The sequence below is a fragment of the Micromonospora sonneratiae genome, from assembly GCF_042679305.1.
Lineage (GTDB): Bacteria > Actinomycetota > Actinomycetes > Mycobacteriales > Micromonosporaceae > Micromonospora_H > Micromonospora_H sonneratiae.
The window spans coordinates 19,080-39,989 of sequence record NZ_JBHTMP010000061.1 but is presented as its reverse complement, the minus strand read 5'-3'; the positions used below and the strand labels follow the sequence as shown (position 1 = coordinate 39,989).

10 protein-coding genes are annotated in these 20,910 nt (G+C 68.6%); 3 read left to right on the top strand and 7 right to left on the bottom strand.

All coding sequences use genetic code 11. The features are described 5' to 3' along the window. From ACFQ4H_RS27880 to ACFQ4H_RS27870, 3 genes are all read right to left on the bottom strand, one after another. On the bottom strand, positions 1-10,353 hold a 10,353-nt coding region (locus tag ACFQ4H_RS27880; RefSeq protein ID WP_377576325.1), incomplete at its 3' end, for a toxin glutamine deamidase domain-containing protein. A gap of 6 nt (positions 10,354-10,359) precedes the next feature. Beyond that, the gene (locus tag ACFQ4H_RS27875; RefSeq protein WP_377576322.1) at positions 10,360-10,677 is read right to left on the bottom strand and encodes a hypothetical protein; all 318 of its coding nucleotides are present in this window, start codon (positions 10,675-10,677) and stop codon (positions 10,360-10,362) included. Further along, positions 10,667-11,098, bottom strand: a complete 432-nt coding sequence (locus ACFQ4H_RS27870; protein WP_377576319.1) for a YbaB/EbfC family nucleoid-associated protein — start codon at positions 11,096-11,098, stop codon at positions 10,667-10,669. The genes ACFQ4H_RS27875 and ACFQ4H_RS27870 overlap by 11 nt, the downstream gene beginning before the upstream one ends. A 144-nt stretch (positions 11,099-11,242) precedes the next feature. Here ACFQ4H_RS27870 and ACFQ4H_RS27865 point away from each other — a divergent pair, with 144 nt between their 5' ends. Together ACFQ4H_RS27865 and ACFQ4H_RS27860 are read left to right on the top strand one after the other, a co-directional pair. Further along, positions 11,243-11,902 (top strand): SUKH-3 domain-containing protein, encoded by a 660-nt coding sequence (locus tag ACFQ4H_RS27865; RefSeq protein WP_377576316.1) that lies wholly within the window; start codon positions 11,243-11,245, stop codon positions 11,900-11,902. Further along, positions 11,902-13,170, top strand: coding sequence for a S8 family serine peptidase (locus tag ACFQ4H_RS27860; RefSeq protein WP_377576313.1), 1,269 nt, complete (start codon positions 11,902-11,904; stop codon positions 13,168-13,170). The genes ACFQ4H_RS27865 and ACFQ4H_RS27860 overlap by 1 nt, the downstream gene beginning before the upstream one ends. Here the strand turns inward: ACFQ4H_RS27860 and ACFQ4H_RS27855 are convergent. The 4 genes from ACFQ4H_RS27855 to eccD all read right to left on the bottom strand — a co-directional run bounded on the left by ACFQ4H_RS27855 (position 13,115) and on the right by eccD (position 16,722). Further along, positions 13,115-13,423, bottom strand: coding sequence for a WXG100 family type VII secretion target (locus ACFQ4H_RS27855; RefSeq protein WP_377576310.1), 309 nt, complete (start codon positions 13,421-13,423; stop codon positions 13,115-13,117). The genes ACFQ4H_RS27860 and ACFQ4H_RS27855 overlap by 56 nt on opposite strands. Continuing rightward, a complete protein-coding gene (locus ACFQ4H_RS27850) occupies positions 13,423-13,794 on the bottom strand; it encodes a WXG100 family type VII secretion target (RefSeq protein WP_377576308.1) in 372 nt (123 codons plus the stop codon). The genes ACFQ4H_RS27855 and ACFQ4H_RS27850 overlap by 1 nt, the downstream gene beginning before the upstream one ends. 125 nt (positions 13,795-13,919) lie before the next feature. Continuing rightward, positions 13,920-15,323, bottom strand: a complete 1,404-nt coding sequence (gene eccB / locus ACFQ4H_RS27845; protein WP_377576306.1) for a type VII secretion protein EccB — start codon at positions 15,321-15,323, stop codon at positions 13,920-13,922. A 1-nt stretch (position 15,324) separates the two neighbouring features. Then, on the bottom strand, positions 15,325-16,722 hold the full coding sequence (gene eccD, locus ACFQ4H_RS27840; protein WP_377576303.1) for a type VII secretion integral membrane protein EccD: 1,398 nt from the start codon (positions 16,720-16,722) through the stop codon (positions 15,325-15,327). A 65-nt stretch (positions 16,723-16,787) separates the two neighbouring features. On the opposite strand from eccD, the gene eccCa reads away from it, so the two are divergent. After that, positions 16,788-20,735: a type VII secretion protein EccCa gene (gene eccCa, locus ACFQ4H_RS27835; RefSeq protein ID WP_377576300.1), complete on the top strand. Its 3,948-nt coding sequence runs from the start codon at positions 16,788-16,790 to the stop codon at positions 20,733-20,735. Positions 20,736-20,910: the final 175 nt, after the last annotated feature.

Below are 20,910 nucleotides of genomic sequence, written 5' to 3'. Positions count from 1 at the left end.
ATCACGCCACTGGCTGACGAGCCCACCAACATCGCCCGCTGCCCACCCATCGACCAAACGGACCGGCTGATAACCCCGCGCGACCAAGCCCTCAACCATACGACGCACACCATCGGCATAACCGACCGACGGAAACTCGACCGAATACCGCAACCGGCCACGAACCCCAACCTCGGACCCGGGCCGACCCGGCCGCGACTCCGCCGCCTCGTCGACAACCCGCCGCCGTACCGCCTCCGGATCCTCGTGCGGCCGAACCTGCTCCCGACGGGACCCACCACCGGCCGCCGCCGCCTCATCCACCGCCCGGCTGATCCCCGGCTCATGCCGAGCAGCCAGATCCAGTGCGTCAGCTACGCCGCGTAGCTTCCCGCCTCCGGCCAACTCGCCTTGCTGCCGTGGTACTGCATGATCTTCCAGAGCACCCGCTCGTACTGGCCGTCCGCCCGCCCATCCGTCGGATGCGCCGTCAGCGAGTCCTTGGTGATCACCAACTGCCGGTCCATCTCCGGGGGAAACCCGAACGTGTACTCGACCTCCTGACTGTCTTCCCGGACCTTCCGAAAGTCGATCAGTATTGCCATCAGTCCGCTCCGATCCCCATGAAACATCCAAATCCTCGCCGGTACGACCCGGCACCACCGCTTCCCAGTTGTGCAGACTGTTGGCGTGGACGTGTGAGTCACGATAGGTCGCGCCCGGATTTGCCTGCTGGTGGCCAAGCTCGGCCAGTTCGTGCTCAAGCAGGATTCGGTCGGTGTCGAGCGGCCGACCCTCGCGCAACCGGATCCACGCCTCCGCGATGTCCGGATCCGGATCGAACCTCCGCCGCACCAGCCCACCGTCGTAGTCGTCGAGCAGATGCTCGGTCATCATCAGGTGGCGTTTGACCTGCCCGATCTCCTCGGCTGTGAACCCACGCCGGCCGTTCGGCCGTTCGACATCCGCCAGGTTACGGGCGATGTCATCGATGTCGACGTCGGACCGCCGGAACCGGTCGTACGCCTCGGCCGCCCACGCCATGGCTCGCTCGTAGTCGCGAGGTCGCATCCGCGCCCCGCTCTGTAGATCCGAATCACCGTAGTAGGTGTGGTCGTCGGTGGTCGGGGTGCTGTTCGGAGGGTCGGTGACGGGTTTGCCGGTGGGGTCGAGGTGGAGGGTGGTGATGTGGCCGATGTTGGTGAGGTGGTGGTGGGGGTGTTGGGAGGTTTGGCCGGTTTGGCCGTCGAGGTAGATGATGCGGTTGTTGTGGTTGACGGCGAGGAGCATGTGGGCGGGGGTGGTGGGGTCGGTCCAGGTGTGTCCGATGATGGTGGCGGAGCCGTGGCCGGTGTTGGTGAGTTGTTGGGCGATGGTGTCGAGGGTGGTGGGTCCGGTTCCGGTGGGTTGGAGGGGTGCGCCGAGCCAGGTGTGGAGGATGGTGGGTTTTTCGCCTTGGTGGTGGGGTTGTTGGGCGGCGGCGACGGTGGGGTGGCCGTACCAGGTGGCGATGAGGGCTCGGGTGGTTTCTACGCAGTTGGTGTTGCGTCCGGGTTGTTGGTGTCCGCCGTCGTTTTGGAGGGTGATCCAGGGGGTGGTGAGTGGGTCGGGGTGGGGTGTGGGTTGTCCGTGTTGGTTGTGGGGGAGGGCAGCAAGAAGCCGATCATGGTCGAGTTGGCTGGCGGGGCTGAACCCCTCCCGGCTGTCGACGAGCCCGGCCAGCAGGTGATCGGTAGAGACCTGTGGGGTTGCGGCGATCTCGTCCCGGATCCTGCGGTCACTGGACCCCTGTTGTCGTACGGTGTCGACGTGCTGCCGGACATCGTCCGGTAGCAGGGCCGAATCGGCGGCCCAACGCTGTTCCGCGTCGGGCAGGCCCGACCGGTACCGACTGTCGTCGATCCAGCGGCCCAGATCGCGCGTTGCCGCCGGATTCCCGTCCAGATCGGCACGCGCCAGCACGACGCCTTCTGCGATGCGATGGTGCTCGGCGGTCGAACCCGTCTCATGGGCGTACAGCGTGCCCAGCGCCCGGGCCAGCGCCCGCTGTACGGGCAGACCGTTGGTTCCGCGCGACAGGTGTGCCGCCAGGACGATCCGGTGTGTACGGGGCCGGTCGGGGTGCCAGTTCAACTCGTTGGGACGTAGTTCGATGGTGGAGTCCTGCCCGCTGGGCAGTACCCGGGAGTCGATCCGGACCCTGAACGTGGTGCCGGTGCCGGTGCCGGTGCCGGTGCTGGTCCCGGTCCCGGTCCCAGTGCCGGGGCTGCTGCCGGTGTCGGTCGGCGTCAGTGCCAGTGTCTCGGAGCGGTTGTCGAAACTGACCTTGGTGAACATGGGGGTCAGCCCGGTGGCCAGCGGTTCGACCTGACTTTGCGCCAACGCGCGTACGCCGTCCGGGTCCGGTCTACGCACCAGGTGGGGTTTCCGGGCTGGGTCGGGGGTGGCGAGTTCACCGTCGTGGCCCGGATCGAGCTGTCCGGTACGGATCTCCTCCGCCCGGTCGAACACCCGGTTCAGGTGATCGTGGTATCCGGCCAGTTCGTTGATCCGCTCGGCGGCCTGGACGAGGTCCTGGAGGTTGGGCTTGGAATAGCGACTCCAGAGCTGCCCAGCCTGGTACGCCCGGGCACCGTTGATGTTGCTCACCGCATGGTCGGACCAACCGGCCAACAGCATCCGGTACACGGATCCCTCGGCCGCGTACTGCGCGAGCGCCAGACCGCCGCCGATCCCGTAGCCGCCCTGCACCGTCCCGGCAACGCCGTTGTTGACAGCGGACTCCCTGAGGAAGGCCTTCAGCCCGAGCCGACCCGACGGGCGGTCCCGGAAGATCGCAAGTTCGTCGTTCAGCCGCTCGGTCAGCTGTCTGACCAGTTCGTCGCGGCTCTGTGTCGCTTCGGCGTCACCGATCGAGACCTGGTTCGGCACGATGACGGAGAGGTCACCGGGACTGTCCGACTCCAGCCGTACGGCGCGTATCTCATCGATCCGGGAGTGGTTGAATACGACGACCACCGGATCGGCGTCCCGGACGGGCTTCCCGTCGGCGTCGAGCGGGGCGTACGCGTACGTGTTCTCGCTGATCCGGATGCCCTTGAACCCGGGTGTCTCCAGTCCCGGGACGACCTCGGCCAACCAGGTGGACATCTCCCGGTGTGGATACGACAGCCCGTCGAGCGCCTGCTGGGCGAACTTCCGTTGCTCGTCCGTGCTGGCCGGGTCGGCCAGGATCTCTCCCAGCCGACGTCGTACCGCATCCGCCTCGGCGTCCACCGAGTCGACGGCGTCGGTGAGGAACCGTTCAAGGTCGGCCCGGGACTTCTCCTCGGGTATCGCCATCTTCAGGTCTGCCGTCGATCGTCGGCCGGCCTGCCGCTCGCTGAACCAGCGGGCCATGTAGGCACTTGCCGGCGCGAAGGCGCCGAGCGCCAGAGCCGCCCCGATCTGTAGTGGACTGGCCTGTGCCAGGGCACCCCGTACGGCGATGTGCAGGCTCGACGGCACGTTCTTCACGAAGGCGTTGACCGCTCGTGGGCCGAGTGCCTCACGTTGGATCGTCACGAGGTCGCGGATTCGGTCGAACTCCCGGGTGACGATCTGCTCGACCTCGGCTGGCAGCGCCTCTCCGGAGAATCGGATCAGGAACGTGTTCGGGGACAGCGGTACCGAGGTACCGGTTCGTAGCGCCGTGGAGTAGTCGGCCAACACCCCGATCTCGATCCGCCGGCCAGCGATTTTGAAGATCCGGGACGGTACCTCCGTCTTGTCGCGCTTCTGGGGCTGCTGGGTGAGGCGACGCTTCAGCCGCTCCAGCCGGGAGGGCGGACCGGTGGTGACGGGGGCACCGACCTCCTCTTCGAGGAACGCATCATGCTGGGCCAGCACGGCGCGTGGGTCCGGGGTCGTGCTTAGGGTCTCCAGCACCGTCAGGAGTTGGGCCTTCCGGTAGTCGGTGAGCTGTTCGAAGCTCTTCAGCGTACGAATGAGCTGCGGGTCCGCGACGATCGCGGCCCGTTTGTCGTCGGACAGTTTCTCCGCGACGCTCACCGCTCTGAAGGTGCCCAACCCCTGGACGAAGTTGAGCTTGTCCGCGATCGGCTGCTGCCTGACCAGGTCCAGCCGCTGAGCCAGATCCATGGCGTCCAGGACGTCCAGTTTCTCGTTGGAATCCAGATCCTCGAAGACCAGAAGATCACGGTACGTCTTCGCCGAGACCAGCAGATCGTCCTGTTGGTCCGCGGACAGTTGCTCGAACGGCACCAGACCCTGCACGACCTCGGTGTCCCGGATCGCTTTGATCTTGTCAGCCAGCTTCTTCTTCGTGAAGTCCAGTACGGCGTCCGGCTTGTCGCCCAGCGCCGTTGCCTGATCGGCTTCGGGTAGTGCCTCGAAACTGGTCAGGGCGGCCAGGTCGGCGAGCTCCCCGAGCCGTTTCGTACGGTCGGCCTCACCCAGCCCGTCGAACTCGGCCCGCTCGTCCGTTCCGTTCACCGGAGTGGAGCCAGCGGACAGTCGGGTCAGCTTCTCGACCAACGGCGACCGGTCGAACGGCTCCAGCCGGGTCTTACCCTGCCATTCGACCGTTTCCGCCAGGACCAGTGGCTTGGTCGGCCTACCTCCCAGTACCTCCAGGATCTCGACGGCCTCCTGGGTCCGATCGTCGCGTGACTCGACCCGCTGGGCCGGGACGTCGTCACCGGGCTGCCGGGCATGGTCCGTCCTGCTTTGGTCCGCACTTCTGCTGATCAGTTCGGCCAGTTCGCGCTGACTCTTGGCGACCTTGTCGTCCTGGCCGACCTCGATGCGCCAACCACGTGGGCCGAGCACCCGGTCCCGGAGGAACTTGGCCTCCGCCATCGAGCCGGCGGCCTGGGCTTCCTGGGTGGCCCGGTCCAGGCCCTGGCCGATGAGTTTGCGTCCCTGGTCGGCCAACTCGGCGGCCATGTTCGGCGCGGAGGTGGCGGCGCTGGCCGCACCGGCCTCCAGCCCGGCCTGGATCCCACCGGCCACGTTGCCCGGGTCGAAGTTCCTGGAGGCCTTCTCCCCGATGCGTACGCCCCGGGTGCTGAGCGACTGGCCGACGGGGGCACCCTGCTTCAGCAGCGGGCTCGCCTTGCGCGTCGCCTTCACCAGTGGGTCGACGGCCTGCGCGATCGCCTTCCGGACGTTCTGCTGGTACGACTCGATCGCCTCGTCGTACTTCTCCCGTACCTCGCGCTGATAGTTCTCCAACGCCTCCCGGTACGCGGTTCGGGCCGCCTCGTCGGCGTTGTCGGCTGGCGGGGGCGGCTCCTCCAACCCGGTGCGCTGTAGGTCGGTGGTGAAGTCCGCGAGATCCTTCTGGAACCTCTCGTACCGCTCCTGGTATTCCTGCGCAGCGGCGGTGGCCCAGTCCGCAGCCGAATCGGGAATCGCGACACCCTGCTTGCGTAGCCGGGCGATGTGCACGTTCAGGTCGCGGTGGTACCGCCGTTGCGCACTCCGGTACTGCGCCAACTCCTTCCGGCTGGCCCCCGCTGGTGGGGGTGCCGGACGCTGTGGTGGCTCCTCGGGCGCCGGACGCCCCGGGCGGTTGAGCTTGTTCGGGTCCACCCGTAGCCGAATGTGTCCCCGCCCGAGGGGCAGCCGTTCCGCCGATACCTTCGGGTCGTTGTCGAAGTCCGGCACGAACTCGACGTGCACCGTCGTCTGCCACCGGCTGAGACCGTTGCGGCCCTCGATCCGGTACGCATTGTCGAATGTCTCGCCCCGATGGTCGTGTGTGCCGTCGAGCTTCGTCGCCGCCCAGGGAAACTCGCCGTGCTGGACGTCGAGCACCGTCTCGTCCATCTCGGAACGGAACAGTTGGCGTGCTGGTTCGTCGAAGAACATTCGTCGTACGGCCGGTCCGGGTGACCGTGCCGCGACGATGAGCGCGGTTCGCAGCCGGAGTCGGCGATGTTCGGCCGGGTCGTTACCGCCCGCGGAGTTGGACGGGCCTGGCCGAAGTAGCTGGCGGGCGTTGACCCGGAGCCGGACATGGCCGGGCGAGATCAGCGAGGTGTCGAACACCCAGGGTCTTCCCTGCGCGCCAGCCGGGGTGGCGACGTCGACGAACCGGACATGGACCTCGACGGCCGTCGGCTGTGACGAACCGGTCCGCCCGGCCAGTTCGTACCGGGCGTCGAAATCCTCGTTGGCATGCCGGTGGGCACCCTCGATTGACCGGATCGGGCGCTGGTCCAGCGTCGCTACGCCGTGGATCGCCTGGTCCAGGTCGGTACGGAGCACCGCTGCCAGGTCGTCTGGGTCCACCGTCGGGTTGGTCGTCACAGTCCCGGCACCGGAGTTGGTGGAGTGGCCGGCAGCGGTTACCGCAGGTGGGCTACCAACCGCGCCGGGATCCGGACCGGTTACGCCGGGGTCTGGGCCGGCCGTGCCGGGGTCTGGGCTGGTTGCGCCGGGGTCCAGGCTGGTTGCGCCGGGATTCGACTCTGCGGGGGTAGCCGGCGACGGTGTCGTCCTGACCGGCGCATTGTCGACCAGCTTGGGCACGTTGCCCTTCCTGCCGGTGCTCTCCTCCACCCGGGCCCCGACATCGTCCAGCGCCTGCTGCGCGTCGTAGATGGTCGGGCGGTCCCGAAGGCTTATCTGCTCGTCGAAGTCGCTACGCCACCGCTTCGCTTTTGCTTCCCGGCGGATCTTGCTCGGCGCGTCGATCGTGCTGGCGGTGCTGTTGGCTGCGGCGGACTCGGCCGCCCGTGCCACGACCTCCTTGACCCCCGGCGGCAGGGGCAGCCCGGCCGGCAACAGGCGAATGGCCGCCCCCTTGGCTCCGTCCCACCAGAGTTGCCGACGGCCCGGTGCGGGAAGGACCAGGTGCTGCCGAAACTCGATCATGGCGGCTACCGCGTGCGATGCCGACCGTGCCAGGCTCTCTACCGGCGTCCCGGGCCAGTACCGAAGGTTGAAGCTGTTGGGATAGGGCTCTAGTACGACCGCGAAGTCGTCGGGAACCGCCCCGTCGGCCTGCATCGGAAGGAGTCGGAGCAGCCAGGGCGTGCGCTCCATCCGTTCTCGGTCGTCGGGCGACTCGACGAAGCTGACCTCGTACTCCGGCGTCCACTCACCACTGTCCGCGTTCCGCTTGAACCCGTTGAAGTCGATCCGTAGGGGTTGGTCCGCCGTGGCCGCCGTTCGTAACGCGTCGACCACGGTGATGAGGGCCCGGTCCTCGACGCTGGTCGCGGGTTGTCGACTTGCGCTGTCCAGTTCGGCGGCGGCGTGCTGCCGAAGCGCGGCCTCGACCAGGCGTCGCCGGTCCTCCGCACCGGGATAACCATGGCGTAGCCCGGCCCGGTCGATCCATTCCTGGATCGACTCGCCAGCCTGCTGTCTGTCGACGGCCCGGTGGAGGCTTGCGCGGTCCTGCTCGGTGAGTCGGTGCCCGTCGGTGACGGCGCTGTGTCGATGCAGGACGTTGCGGCCCGGATCACCGGCGGTCGACGGGTTGGCCTCGGTCCCGGCGTAGACCAGTTCCTGTTCCCGGCTGGTGGCGTCGGTTACGGGTTTGCCGGTGGGGTCGAGGTGGAGGGTGGTGATGTGGCCGATGTTGGTGAGGTGGTGGTGGGGGTGTTGGGAGGTTTGGCCGGTTTGGCCGTCGAGGTAGATGATGCGGTTGTTGTGGTTGACGGCGAGGAGCATGTGGGCGGGGGTGGTGGGGTCGGTCCAGGTGTGTCCGATGATGGTGGCGGAGCCGTGGCCGGTGTTGGTGAGTTGTTGGGCGATGGTGTCGAGGGTGGTGGGTCCGGTTCCGGTGGGTTGGAGGGGTGCGCCGAGCCAGGTGTGGAGGATGGTGGGTTTTTCGCCTTGGTGGTGGGGTTGTTGGGCGGCGGCGACGGTGGGGTGGCCGTACCAGGTGGCGATGAGGGCTCGGGTGGTTTCTACGCAGTTGGTGTTGCGTCCGGGTTGTTGGTGTCCGCCGTCGTTTTGGAGGGTGATCCAGGGGGTGGTGAGTGGGTCGGGGTGGGGTGTGGGTTGTCCGTGTTGGTTGTGGGGGAGGGCAGCAAGAAGCCGATCATGGTCGGCTTGGCTGGCCGGATCAAAACCATCCCGACTTGCGGTTGGCCGGGTGACACCGCTGGCCACCGGCGACGCGTCACCCCCGCCCGCCGGGTCGGTCGGCGTGGCGGTGGTACCCACCCGGTTGGCGCCCGTGCCCGCGTAGATTCGATCCTGGTCGCCAGCTGACGGTTCACTTCCGGCTGGTCGGGATGGCCCGTCACCGGGCAACGGTCGGTCCGGGCCGGTTGCGATCGCATCGCTGTCGGGAGTTATCGAGAGCGTCCGACCATCCTTGATCACGACTACTTCCGTGAGCCCGGCAACCGGGTCGGAGGCGAGTGCCAACCGGAGCTCAGCCGGCGTCAGTGGGCTTGCATCGAGGTTCAGGACGATGACCGGAGTTCGCTGCTGGCGTACCTGGCGGCTGATTTCGTTACGAACCGCACGGGGGTCTGATGACGTCGTCGCGTGGAAACCGGCGAGTGTTCCGTCGATCTGATGGCCCAGGTGTCCGCCATCGGCTGCGATCGGCCTGCGCTCCGGGAGAGAGCCCGTGCTGGCCGGCACGTCCGAGGCGTCCGAGGGCATCCGTACGGGGTCGGTGTTCGGTAGTTGAGTCGGACCGCTTCCGACGTCGAGTGCCGGTTCCCGGCCAGCGCTGGTTGTGCTGTCCGGCGTGGGGGGCTGTGTTCCGCCCGTAGTGGTACGCGGATCCGGCTGAGTCGACGTGGCGTCCGGCCCGGCCGGGCGGTCGACCGTGAACTCTGCAGCGGTCGGACGGTCGGTGGACGTCGTCGGGCGGGTCAACGCATCGTCGTACGGTGCTTCTCCGGGTCGGCCACCCGTACGCGGTGGTTCCGGGGTGGTCACCTGCTCTGTGCGCTCGATCGGCCGGTCGGGCCGGGTACTTTCGTTGTCGCCGGTCTGCTGATTCCCGCCCGGGATCCGGCTCTCACCGCCGGTGGACCCGGAGTTGCCGCCGCTGCGGCCGGAGGGGCCGGAGGGGCCGGCGTCGTTGGTCGCCCCGGATCCGCTCCCGCTCTGCCCAGACCCGCTCCCGCTCTGCCCGGATCCGCTCCCGCTCTGCCCGGATCCGCTCCCGCTCTGCCCAGACCCGCTCCCGCTCTGCCCGGATCCGTTCCTGCTCTGCCCGGAACTGCCGCGGTCACCGGTGGCTCCGGTGTTGCCGCGCTCCCCGGTCCCGCCGGTCGCACCGGTCCCGCCGGCGTTGCCGCTGCTCCGGCCGGAGGAGCCGGTGCTGTCGGTCGTGCCGGACCCACCGCTCGAACGCGGCGTACGGGAATCGGTGGTCTGGCCGGCGTTGGAGCCGATGGTCGACGGTAGCCCGGTGAGGTTCTTCAGCGCGTCGGTCGCCCGTTCACCCAGGCGGGCCTGCTCGCTGACCCTGTCCCGAGCCATCCCACCGAGGGTGTTGCCGAGCAGATTGTCGAAGTCGGCGGACCAGTCGCCGCTTCCGACCCCGTTGACCACCACCTGCGCGCCGGTCTCCGTGATGATCTCGTCGGCCGCGTCGATTCCGAGGTTGGTGGCGCCCCGGCTCACCGGGTTCTTGATGCCGCCGGCCGCGTTCCGGCCGATCTGGCCCGGCAGGCTCAGGGCTGCACCCGTCGCACCGCCCAGTGCGGCGAGTCCGGTCTTGCCGGCATCGATCTGATCCCGGGTGCCCATGAACATTTGGGCCAGCTGTGCGGCGAGGTCCGTGCCGACCTCGGCCCCAATCTCCTGAAGTATCTCGATCGGCAGGGTACGGGTCAGGGCGGTGCGAAGCAGGCTTCTGAGCGCCACCCGACCGAAGGTCTGTGCCGCACGTTGGATGAGCAGCCGCATCGCGGCCGAGATGATGGTCTGGGTCGCAGCGATCGGGCCGGCTGCGGCGGCAAGTGCGGCACCGAAGGTGAAGAACGCGGCGACGATGATTATGAAGATCTCGACGAACAGCGTGCCGAGCGAGATGATGACGGTCAGCTTCTCGTACTCGACATCCAGCGCGGCCTGGTCGGTGCCGGACGTGATCTGCGGGATGAGATTGAGGATCTCCTCGACGGCCGGTCCGTCGAGTTTTGCCCAGGCTTCGGCAAAGGCCCGACCTGAGTCACCGGCCCATTCGGCACGCAGGGCCCGCCCGGCGTTCAGGACCCCCGGTAGTTCGGCCCGGAGCGCCGCCTCGACGCCGCGCCAATCGTTGGCGAGGGCGCGGATCTGGTCCTCGTCGGCCTCCGGCCAGGATCCGCCCCCGGTGCCCACCCAGACGATCGCGTCCCGCAGCGAGTTCCACGGGTCACCAAAGTCGGGTAGCTCGATGCCCACGGAAAGTTAACCACCGAGGACCCGGTTGGCCCGGTCGTCAGCCTCGATCAGGTTTTCGACCGCCTTGGTGGAGACCTTTCCCACCTCGCTGAGCACCTGGGCCAGCCGCTGGGTTGCCTCCAGTACCTGCTCGCACTGGGCGTAGTTGGCGCGGTACTGCCGCCCGGCCTCGTCGTTCCCCCACAGTGGAGCGGTCTGTTGGGTCTGTTGGACGAGTTGAGCGGCGCGGGCCACCGCATCCTGCAGTCGGCTACCGTTGGCGTGTAGTTGAGCTGCCGCGTTCAGAGCGGCGATCTTGCTGGCGAACTGGGATTCAGCGACCATCTTCGGCCTTCCGAAGGGTGGACAACTCACCTACCAGGCTGGCTAACAGCTTCTTCGGATCACGTTCGACGAGTGAGGAGAGAGCCTCACCGGGGAGCAGCGGTTGGTAGAGCTCCAATGCGCGACGCTGGGCCTCTTCCACTGCCGCGTCGGCGGTCTCCAGGATCGACCGCGCCAGGTCGGCCGCGTTCGGCTGGTGATAGATGCGCGGATCGAGGTGCAACGCCCGGAGCCGGCCGTCGATTCCAACGGTCGCGACGATCAAGCCGTCCCCCGAGGTCGCGGTCACCTCGACCGTCCCCGCATCCCTGGCGACCTCGCCCAGCGAATTGGTCATCCGTCTGATCTGACTGGTTAGTTCCTCGGCCTGCGCCCGCATCTGCGCGACCCGCTCAGCCGTTGCCCCGCTGTCCCCCGACATACCATCGACGCTACGCGACGGTCGCGAGGCTGGCTAGACCGTCCGGATTGGAGCGTACGCGGCTGCCGACGTCGTTGCTGGCGTTGTCGCGAGCACTTCCAGTAGCGTTCAACGACATGTCCCGGGAATCTACGGTGGCGGGCGATGATCGATATTGACGAGGCTCGGCAACGGGCCAACGAGTGGGTTCGCCGCGAGGATCCAGAGGCAACGGCTGGGATCTACGAGTTCGATCTCGGTTACGTCACTTGGCGGATCGACGAACGACCACTGATCGAGCGGGAGTTCGGCAAACCGTGCGCGGTGATCAGTCGGGACACCGGTGAACTCTCCCTCTGGCCGTCACTGGCACCGGAACAGGTCGCCGAGTTCTACCGGGTGCATACCGCCGCCACCCGGCGCTTCCCGGCCGACATTCGGGCCCTGTTGCGGCTCGGCGGTTGGCGGCCGGGCCGGGACGTGTCGGGAGTGGTCGGGCAGTGGTGGCGGAACAACAGCGACGAGACGCCGTTGTCTCCCGCCGCCGCAGCAGTTCTGAACGAGTTCGGCGGGCTGCGGATGCGCGTACTCGGCTGGACGTTCGTGCCGCAGCAGCCGGACGAGGCACCCCGTTTCCATCCGGACCTCACCCGCCGGCTGGGGCAGCCGGCGCTGACCGTGGCCGACGCCGCTGACGGCCCGTTGGTCGTCGACGCGGAGGGACGTACCTATCTCATCCGGACCGACGCAGTTGACGCCGAACTGGTCACGGAGACCTTCGACCAGATGCTGACGGCGCTGCTCGGCACCCCGGGCGGACACTGATGCGACGCTCGTACGGCGGGCTCCGCCGGATCTCGCACGCCGGCCTGGTCGTGCTCGTCGGGCTGATCCTGTCCGGCCTACCCGGGGCCGCCGATCCGGCCCGGGCGGCGGGCTGTGTCTCGGCGACCGGAACCGACACGATCACCCACCGGCCCTGGGCCAACCGGTGGCTGGCACCGGAGCGGGTCTGGCCGTTCAGTCAGGCCGGGGCGGGTGTCAAGGTCGCGGTCGTCGATACGGGCGTCGACGCGCAGCATGCCCAGCTCAACGGGGCCGTGCAGCCCGGAATCGATCTGGTTCAGGGCCGTGGGGACGGTCGGCTCGACTGCGCCGGTCACGGCACCGCCGTGGCCAGTCTCATCGCAGGTCGCCCGACCTCGGGTGTCGGTTTCGTCGGTATGGCACCCCGGGCCCAGATCCTTCCGGTGCGGGTCGCCGAGCGGGTCGCCAACGATATCGATCCGAACCGGGTGGCGCAGGGGATCCGCTGGGCAATAGCCAAGGGCGCAACCATCATCAACGTGTCCCTGACCGTGGCGGACCACAAGGCCCTGCGCAGCGCGGTGGCTGACGCGGTGAAACAGGGCATCGTGGTGGTGGCGACCGCCGGTGAGGGCAGCACCGGCAGCACCCCGACCGGCTCGCCCTTCCCCGCCGGCTACGACGGGGTGCTCGGGGTACGGTCGACCGGTGAGGACGGTGCCGCCCCGACGGGGGGCTGGCCCGGTGCCCATGTCGACCTGGCTGCGCCCGGCGAAAAGATGATCACGGTCGCGCCGATGCTGGGGCACACCGTCTGGTCCGGTGGTGACATGGCGGCGGCTGTGGTCAGCGGGTCGGCCGCGCTGCTCCGGGCGGGGTATCCGAAGCTGGCGGGTGCGGCCGTCGCGGAACGGTTGATCCTGACGGCGGATCCGGCTCCGGGTGGACCACACAGCACCAGCTACGGCTATGGCTACGTCAATCCGTACCGGGCGATGGTGACCCCGGAACTGCCGGGGCCGGTAGCCTCCCGGCCGGCCGGGCACCTACCGCCGCCGGCGGCTGACCGACCGGACACCCGGGTGGCGGACGCGTCCATCGTGGTCGCCGGTGTGTTGCTGGCGGCAACGATCCTGCTGGTCCTGGCGCTGTCCGTGAACAACCGCAGACGTGCGGCAGCGGGCGGTCAGCCGATCGGCGGGCCGCCCGCTGCCGGTACGACCTTAGAGGTCAGACGGAGTACTGGCGTTGCGAGAGGATGGCAGCGGCCTCGGCGTCCCACATGATGTTCCGGGACGCAATCACCTTCTGGCTGAACATCATGCCGATGTCGTTGAGTTCGCTGGCGGCCTGCTTCCATGCCGTCTGGTTGTCGTAGTAGACGACCTGGGCCTCACCCTGCCAGGTGTCGACCATCGGTTGGAGCCGGTTGGCCATCTCCACCAGGTCGGCCTCCATGGCTTCCATGGCGGCATGCATGGCTTTCGCACCCTCTTCGAGCGAGTCGAAGTGCACCCGCATGAAGTCGCTACCGGACATCACTGACCCCCGCTCGCCAGTACGACGGTGATGTTCGTGCCGCCGGTGCCGCCGGCACTGCCACCGATCATGGATTCGACCTCTTCGAGCTGGAAGAGTTGGTCCTGCTGCGCCATTCCGTACGCCTGGGCGTTCCCATCGACGATGCTTGCCAGCTGCTGAAGCTGGCCGTAGAGGGTCTGCAGCTTGGCATTGAACTGGACCTTGAGGTCGTCGAACTTGAACCCGCTCCGGCCCTGCCATTCGGTCTGGAGGATGTCGAGCCTGCCCATCAGGCCGGTCAGGTCCTCGCGTAGCTTTTCGGACAGGTTGTCCACGTACTTGGCGCCAGCCGACATGAACTCGATGTCGGTCTGGAATTGTGCTGTCATGTCACGCCCTTCCCTCGTGTCTAGTGTCCGGTTCGGACGACGGATTCGACCGCGTCCGGGCCGGCCACAGCAATGGCGATCGAGTCGAACGATATCGACAGAACGCCACCGGCGACATCCCCGGATCAGCCCACCCGCTCGGGGTGCCAAATCCGGCGTGCCGACTGGCGGTCGAGGCTGGGCCCTTCGGGCAGCAGGTCGAGTAGACCTGCGGGCACCGGGACCGGGGTGCCGGAGAGCCCCATTGCCTTGGCGGAGTCGGCGTCCGCCAGGGCGTAGCGGATGCCGAGGTCGGTGACCAGCGCCCGCGCTCCGTCCGGCGCGTTGTCCGAGGCCAGCCCGGTGACCAGGGCACCGTACGTGGCGGGGACGATCACCGCGTCGGCGACCGGTGCCTGTCCGGCGGGCTGCTTCGACGGTGTTATCCGGTCGGCGGTCGAGGGCAGCGAGCCGTCCAGGACCACGCCGACCGGTAGGCGGTTCCCGAGCGTCGCGCAGATCGACTGCTCCGCTGTGCGGGGGCTGGCGAAACTCGGCATCGTCGTCGGCGGGGCGATCCCGGTCCAGGTCATCGGCGACATGATGGTGAGGCCCGGGGTGGCCAGGTCCGTCGGGGAGAGCGTGACGGGCGGCTGGGTGTTGTTGGTGCGTACCAGGCTCTTCTGTAGTTCGGTCACCTCCTGTAGCCCCTGCTGCTGTGCCAGGTAGAACCGCGTCGTCCCGTCCGCGTTGGTGACCCTGGCGAGTTGACCGACCTTCATCCGGGGCAGTTTCGGTAGGACCTGGCCGACTCCGGTGACCTCGATCGGCCCCAGGGTGGCCCCCACCGGAATCGGCGCCAGCCAGGCGGCCCCCACCGGTACGCCCTGTGCCGGGGCCAGCCCGAGTACCGGCAGCACGATCTCCGGTTTGGAGATGGGGTAGCGGGTGCCCCGCCAGATGAGCTGACGGCCGCCATCCGGACCGGCGACCATCAGTGCCCGGTCGCCGACGGACTGGCCGCCAGCCGGACTCGCGCCGACCAGGACGACGGTGCTGGGGCGGCCCGTTCCGGTCTCGTCCGGACGGATCACGCTGCACAGGCTCCAGCGTCCCTTGAGCAGCCGCTTCGGTTCGGGCAGGTTGTCCGGAGCGCCGTCGATACCGACCGGCTCGCCCCGTGGCCAGGTCAGTGATGCCCGGGCGACGACCACCTGCTTGGTGCTACCGATGATCATGCTGGCGGACGCGAAGTTGAGCGTCGGGTGCAACTTTCCGGCGGTCACGCCGCAGACGTACTTCGCGCCGGTCTCCCGTTCGACGATGACCGCGTCACACTTGCGCCACGCCTTGCTGCCCCCAGGAAAGATCTTGCCGTAGATCGCGGTGCCACCCAGTGCGATGACCAGGACCATCAGACCGGCGAACATCGCCGTCGTGGCATGCCGCCCGGCCCAGTCCAGCGGGTCGGGCCGGTGGGACACCACCGCGCAGACCAGGCGCTGCCGCAGGTGCTGCCGGGAGTGGATCAGATCGCGACGACTGAGCATGTCAGCCGCCCAACAGCCCGCGCATGTAGCCGAACAGGCCGAGCACCAGCGCGACCAGGATCGGCACCGCCACCGTCAGCAGTACGTCCACGATGTCGCTGATCCGTCCCAGATGCGGCGAGGGTTCCTTGCGTGAGTAGTGCGAGCCGACCGTGATGGCGAGGCCCGCCGTGATCAGGAGCGCGCCGAGCATGGGAATCAGGGCAGCCGACCGGCCCTGGGGGGCGAGACTCTGCCAGCCGTGCCACATCAGGGCGGCGGCACCCGCGGCGCTGGCCAGCAACAGCGACAGGCGGTGGCGCTGGGCGACGAAGGCCCGCGCCCGCAGCGCGCACAACAGGAGGACCGCTCCGAGTAGCAGCAGCTCACCGAGGTCCCAGCGGACGGCCAGCAACCATTCACACACCGCGAGCGCGGCGCAGACACCCATCAGCAGCCCGGTCAACAGTTCGTCCGACCGGCGGACCGCAACGGCCAGCACGTCCTCCGGCGGCGGCGGCTCCTCGGCGGCCCCGGTGAGGCTCGGCATCGGTGGGGCGGGCACACCACCCTGGTACATCGCCAGCCGGGGCAGTACGAACACGGTCAGGGCGACCAGGCCGGCGATCACGGCCGCCGCGCCACTCACGGTGGTCACCCCGGTCGCGGTCAGCAGTGCGGCGATGCCCGCCGCAGCGGCGAAGGTCACCCCCGCGACACAGAACTGCCCGTACGAGGGCAGCAGCACCCGGGCAGCCGCGCTGGCGAAGAGGAGGGAGGCGGCGCCACTCACCCACTGCCAGGCGGTGATTCCGCCGGTCAGCGGGGCGATCGCCGGGGTCAACAGGCCGCCCAGCGCGGCGTACCCCGCGCCGAAGCCGGCCAGCATCGCGGCCGTCACCCGGTCGGTCATCACCCGGGCTAGGACACCGGCGGCCACCAGCAGCCCGAGCGCGACACCGTAGGCGGTGAAGCCACCCAACCTACCGGCGGTCGGCGACGCCACGATGGCAACCAGCCCGAACAGCAGGATGATCCCGGCCGCCACCCGTCCGGTGGCCAGGGTGGTCGAGGCGGTCCAGGTCCAGCCGAGGCGCTGCGCGGTGGACGCCACCGCTTCGGCGACGTCGTCGAAGCTGGGCTCGGGCCACTCCTGGTCGCGCGGGGAGAGCACCAGTGTCTCGCCGTCATGCACCCCCAGCGCGGCCAACGACCGGTCGCTGCGCAGCAGCGTGCCGTCCAGACGGCGTAACACCCAGCCGCCGTGTTCGACGCCGTCCTCGGCGAGTGACGGCCCACCGTGTTCCAGCAGAGCCGGCAACATTCCGATGATCGGCACATGCTCCGGAACGGCGACCTCGATCCGGCGCTTCGGAGCGAGCATGATGATGCGGGCAAGGCCGCCGCCAGGGGTGGTCAACGAAGACGCCCTTTCATAAGGTCCACTTTAGATCTAGCGGTACCGCGCTTCGGGGGAGATTCGCGATGACCACGTTAGTCAGGAAGAGGCCACCGCGTCGCCCCGCGCCGCCGTACCCATCGGGGGACGTGGTGCTGGCCCAGCCATCGGAGATTCCGGCTCCGGAGGGACGGTCGTGGGGCCGCCTGGTGATGCTGCTGCCGATGGCCGCGGGTGCCGTGGCCATGGCGCTCATCTTCGCTGGCCAGAGTGGAAACAGCCTGCGCCTGATCACCGGTGGTCTGCTGGGCGTGTCGATGCTCGGGATGGTCGCGATGCAGTTCTCGTCGCACAATTCCGGTGCCAGCAAGCAACAGATGGCGGCCCTACGGCGTGACTACCTGTTCGAACTGGGCGCGGTACGGCGTAACGTCCGGTCGGCGATCCGGGCCCAGCGGACCGCCGAGTACTACCGGCACCCGGATCCGCAGGCACTGTGGTCGCTGGTCAACAGCAGCCGGTTGTGGGAACGGCGGGCCGGTGACGCCGACTTCGGCCAGGTACGGATCGGGCTGGGGTTGCGGGACCTGGCGACGCCGCTGGTCGCACCCCCGTTCATCCCGGTGGAGAAGGGCGAGCCGGTCAGCACCGGAGCCCTGCGGCGGTTCCTGACCACCTACCGGCAGGTGCCGCACCTGCCGGTCGTACTGGCGCTCACCGGGTTCTCCCGGGTGGTGGTGACCGGCGATACGCGGCAGGCCCGGAGCATGGTACGGGCGATCCTGGCCCAGTCGACGTTCTTCCACGCGCCCGACGACCTGATCGTCGGGGTGTGTGCCGGCGACGACCAGCGGTTGCAGTGGGAGTGGGTGAAGTGGCTGCCGCACGCGGCGCATCCGAGCGAGTCCGACGCGCTCGGTCCGCTGCGTCTGCTGGCACCCTCGGTCGTCGGTCTGGAAGCACTGCTGGACAAGCTGCTGGCGGGCCGGCCCCGGTTCAACGTCAGCGCGGCGGACGGCAGCCTCTACGGGCCGCACCTGCTCGTCGTGGTCGACGGAGCGGAGACCGCCGGGTCGGACCATCTCATCGTCGACGGTGGCCTCGAAGGCGTACTGGTCGTCGAGATCAACGGTGAGCCGCCGCGGCACCCCGACCGGACCACCCTCGTCCTGTCGGTCGGCGAGGACGGGACGCTCAGCGCCGTCACCTACGACAGCACCGAGCAGCTCGGCCGGGCGGACGAGTTTTCGATGATCCACTCCGAGGCGCTGGCCCACCAGATGGCTCCGTTGCGGCTGGCCCAGGCGAGCACCGACGACCACGCCCTGACCACCGTGCACGGCCTGGCCGAGATGCTCGACCTGGGCGACCCGTACGAGCTGGATCCGACGCGGACCTGGCTGCCCCGCCCGAACCGGGACCGACTGCGGGTGCCGATCGGGGTCGGCCCGGATGGCACCAGGGTCGAGCTGGACATCAAGGAATCGGCGCAGGACGGTATGGGGCCACACGGTCTGCTGATCGGAGCGACCGGTTCCGGCAAGTCCGAGCTGCTGCGTACCCTCGTGCTGGCGCTGGCGATCACGCACCCGCCGGAGACCCTCAACCTCGTGCTGGTCGACTTCAAGGGCGGCGCGACCTTCGCCACCATGGACCGGCTGCCGCACACCAGCGCCGTGATCACCAACCTGGCCGACGAGTTGCCGCTGGTCGACCGGATGACCGACGCCATCAACGGCGAGCTGGTCCGGCGGCAGGAACTGCTGCGCAAGGCGGGCAACTACGTGTCCCAGCGGGAGTACGAGCGGGCCCGGGCGGCCGGGGTGCCGCTGGCCCCGATGCCCAGCCTCCTGATCGTCTGTGACGAGTTCAGCGAGCTGCTGTCGGTCAAGCCGGACTTCATTGACATGTTCGTGCAGATCGGCCGGGTGGGTCGGTCGCTGGGCGTACATCTGCTGCTGGCCAGTCAGCGTCTCGAAGAGGGCCGGTTGCGTGGTCTCGACACGCACCTGTCGTACCGGATCGGTCTGCGGACCTTCTCGCCGATGGAGAGCCGCACGGTCCTCGGGGTGACCGACGCGTACGAACTGCCACGCGCACCGGGCCACGGCTACCTCAAGTTCGGCACGGATCCGCTGGTCCGGTTCCGGGCCGCCTACGTCTCCGGGGTCTACCAGCGGGAAGAGGACAAACCCTCGGCGCTGCCGGATGCCGAGGAGGTACGGAAGTTCGTCTCCCGCTACGTTGCCCCGGCGCGTCAGGAGAACGACAACGGTCCGGTCGAGGCGCGACCGGAGTCGGCGGAGGACGTGACCGGCGAAACCCTGATGGACGTCCTGACCGAGCGGCTGGCCGGCAAGGGGGCCCAGGCACACCAGGTCTGGCTGCCGCCGCTGGATGTCGCGCCGATGCTGGCGGAGCTGATTGGCCGGGTCGGGCCCCGGCCAGGTCGCGGACTACAGGTCACCGACGACGAGCTGATCGGCCGGCTCTGCGCGTCCGTGGGCATCGTGGACAAGCCGTTCGAGCAGCGCCGCGACGTGCTCCGGATCGACCTGTCCGGGGCCAACGGGCACCTGAGTCTGGTCGGCGCTCCGCAGTCGGGCAAGAGCACCTTCCTCCGTACGTTGATCATGAGTTTGGCGTTGACCCACACCCCGGTCGAGGTGCAGTTCTACTGTCTCGACTTCGGTAACGGACTCACCGCGCTGCGCGGACTGCCGCACGTCGGCGGGGTTGCCACCAGGCACGAGCCCGACCAGGTCCGTCGTACGGTCGCGGAGATGGCCACCCTGCTCGGACACCGGGAGCAGACGTTCGCGGCGAAGGGCATCGACTCGATCGCCAGCTACCGGACACAGCGGGCCGAGGGCGGCCTGCCCGACGAGGCGCACGGGGACGTGTTCCTGGTGGTCGACGGATGGTTGTCGCTACGCAACGACTTCGAGGACCTCGAACCCGTCGTGATCGACCTGGCCAACCGTGGTCTGGCCTACGGCATCCACGTCATCACCGCCACCGGTCGCTGGTTCGACCTGCGGCCGTCCGTACGGGACGTCTTCGGCACGAAGCTGGAGCTCCGGCTCGGTGACCCGGGTGACTCGAACATCGACCGCCGGGCGGCGGCCAACGTCCCGCAGCAGGCACCCGGGCGGGGCATCACGCCCGACGCGTGCCAGTTCCTCACCGCCGAACCCCGACTCGGCTCCACCGAGAAGCCCGGACCGCCGCTGCCCGAACTCGTGTCGGCGGTGGCCCAGGCCTGGACCGGTCCCGGGGCACCGGCGGTACGGCTGCTCCCCGGCCAGGTCGACTACCTGGACCTGCCCCGGACGCCGGACCAGCCCGGACCACTGATCGGGATCGCCGAACACGACCTGAACCCGGTCTTTCTGGAGGCCGGGAACGACCCGCACTTCCTGCTCTTCGGGGACACCGAGTGCGGAAAGTCGGCCTTCCTGCGTACCGTCGCCCGGGGTATCGCCGAACGGTACTCGCCGGACCAGGCACGCATCATCGCCCTCGACTATCGCCGCAGCCTGCTCGGTGCGCTACCGGAGAGCCACCTGCTGGCGTACGGGATGGCGGCGAAGCAGGCCACCGCGATGATCAACGAGGCGGCTACGGTACTGCGGACCCGCCTGCCGAAGGCCGACGTGACCCCCGAACAGCTACGCCAGCGCAACTGGTGGAGTGGCCCGGAACTGTGGGTGCTGGTCGACGACTACGACCTGGTCTCCGGGGACAAGGGCACGCTGGCCGCGCTGCACGATCTGTTGCCGCAGGCGCGCGAGGTCGGGCTGCACCTGGTGGTCGCCCGACGCAGCGGTGGCGCGGGACGGGCGCTGTTCGATCCGATCCTGGCCCGGTTGAAGGACCTCAACACACCGGGCATCGTGATGTCCGGTGACCGTGGTGAGGGCGTGCTGCTGGGCAACGTACGGCCCAGCCCACTGCCGCCCGGGCGGGGCTGGCTGGTCACCCGCAGGCAGGGGGCACGCCTGGTGCAACTGGCCTGGACACCGCCGGAGTGAACACCGGACTGCATTCGGGTGAACCACGCTTCACCCGGATGAACCTGCCGAACATTTCGTTTCATCGTTACGATCGGAGGACCGGTGTGCTGTTAACCGGCTTGACGGGCCGCGTAACGGGGAGAAAGACGTGGTGTCGATCGGAGCAGAACGGTTTTCCGTTGCTACAGGACAA

Bases quoted from the DNA above. Each gene is read 5' to 3' on its own strand.
- ACFQ4H_RS27870 (WP_377576319.1), bottom strand. From the start codon at position 11,098: ATGTCGGGGGACAGCGGGGCAACGGCTGAGCGGGTCGCGCAGATGCGG.
- ACFQ4H_RS27860 (WP_377576313.1), top strand. From the start codon at position 11,902: ATGCGACGCTCGTACGGCGGGCTCCGCCGGATCTCGCACGCCGGCCTG.
- ACFQ4H_RS27865 (WP_377576316.1), top strand. From the start codon at position 11,243: ATGATCGATATTGACGAGGCTCGGCAACGGGCCAACGAGTGGGTTCGC.
- ACFQ4H_RS27875 (WP_377576322.1), bottom strand. From the start codon at position 10,677: ATGGTCGCTGAATCCCAGTTCGCCAGCAAGATCGCCGCTCTGAACGCG.
- ACFQ4H_RS27855 (WP_377576310.1), bottom strand. From the start codon at position 13,423: ATGTCCGGTAGCGACTTCATGCGGGTGCACTTCGACTCGCTCGAAGAG.
- eccB (WP_377576306.1), bottom strand. From the start codon at position 15,323: ATGCTCAGTCGTCGCGATCTGATCCACTCCCGGCAGCACCTGCGGCAG.
- eccCa (WP_377576300.1), top strand. From the start codon at position 16,788: ATGACCACGTTAGTCAGGAAGAGGCCACCGCGTCGCCCCGCGCCGCCG.
- ACFQ4H_RS27850 (WP_377576308.1), bottom strand. From the start codon at position 13,794: ATGACAGCACAATTCCAGACCGACATCGAGTTCATGTCGGCTGGCGCC.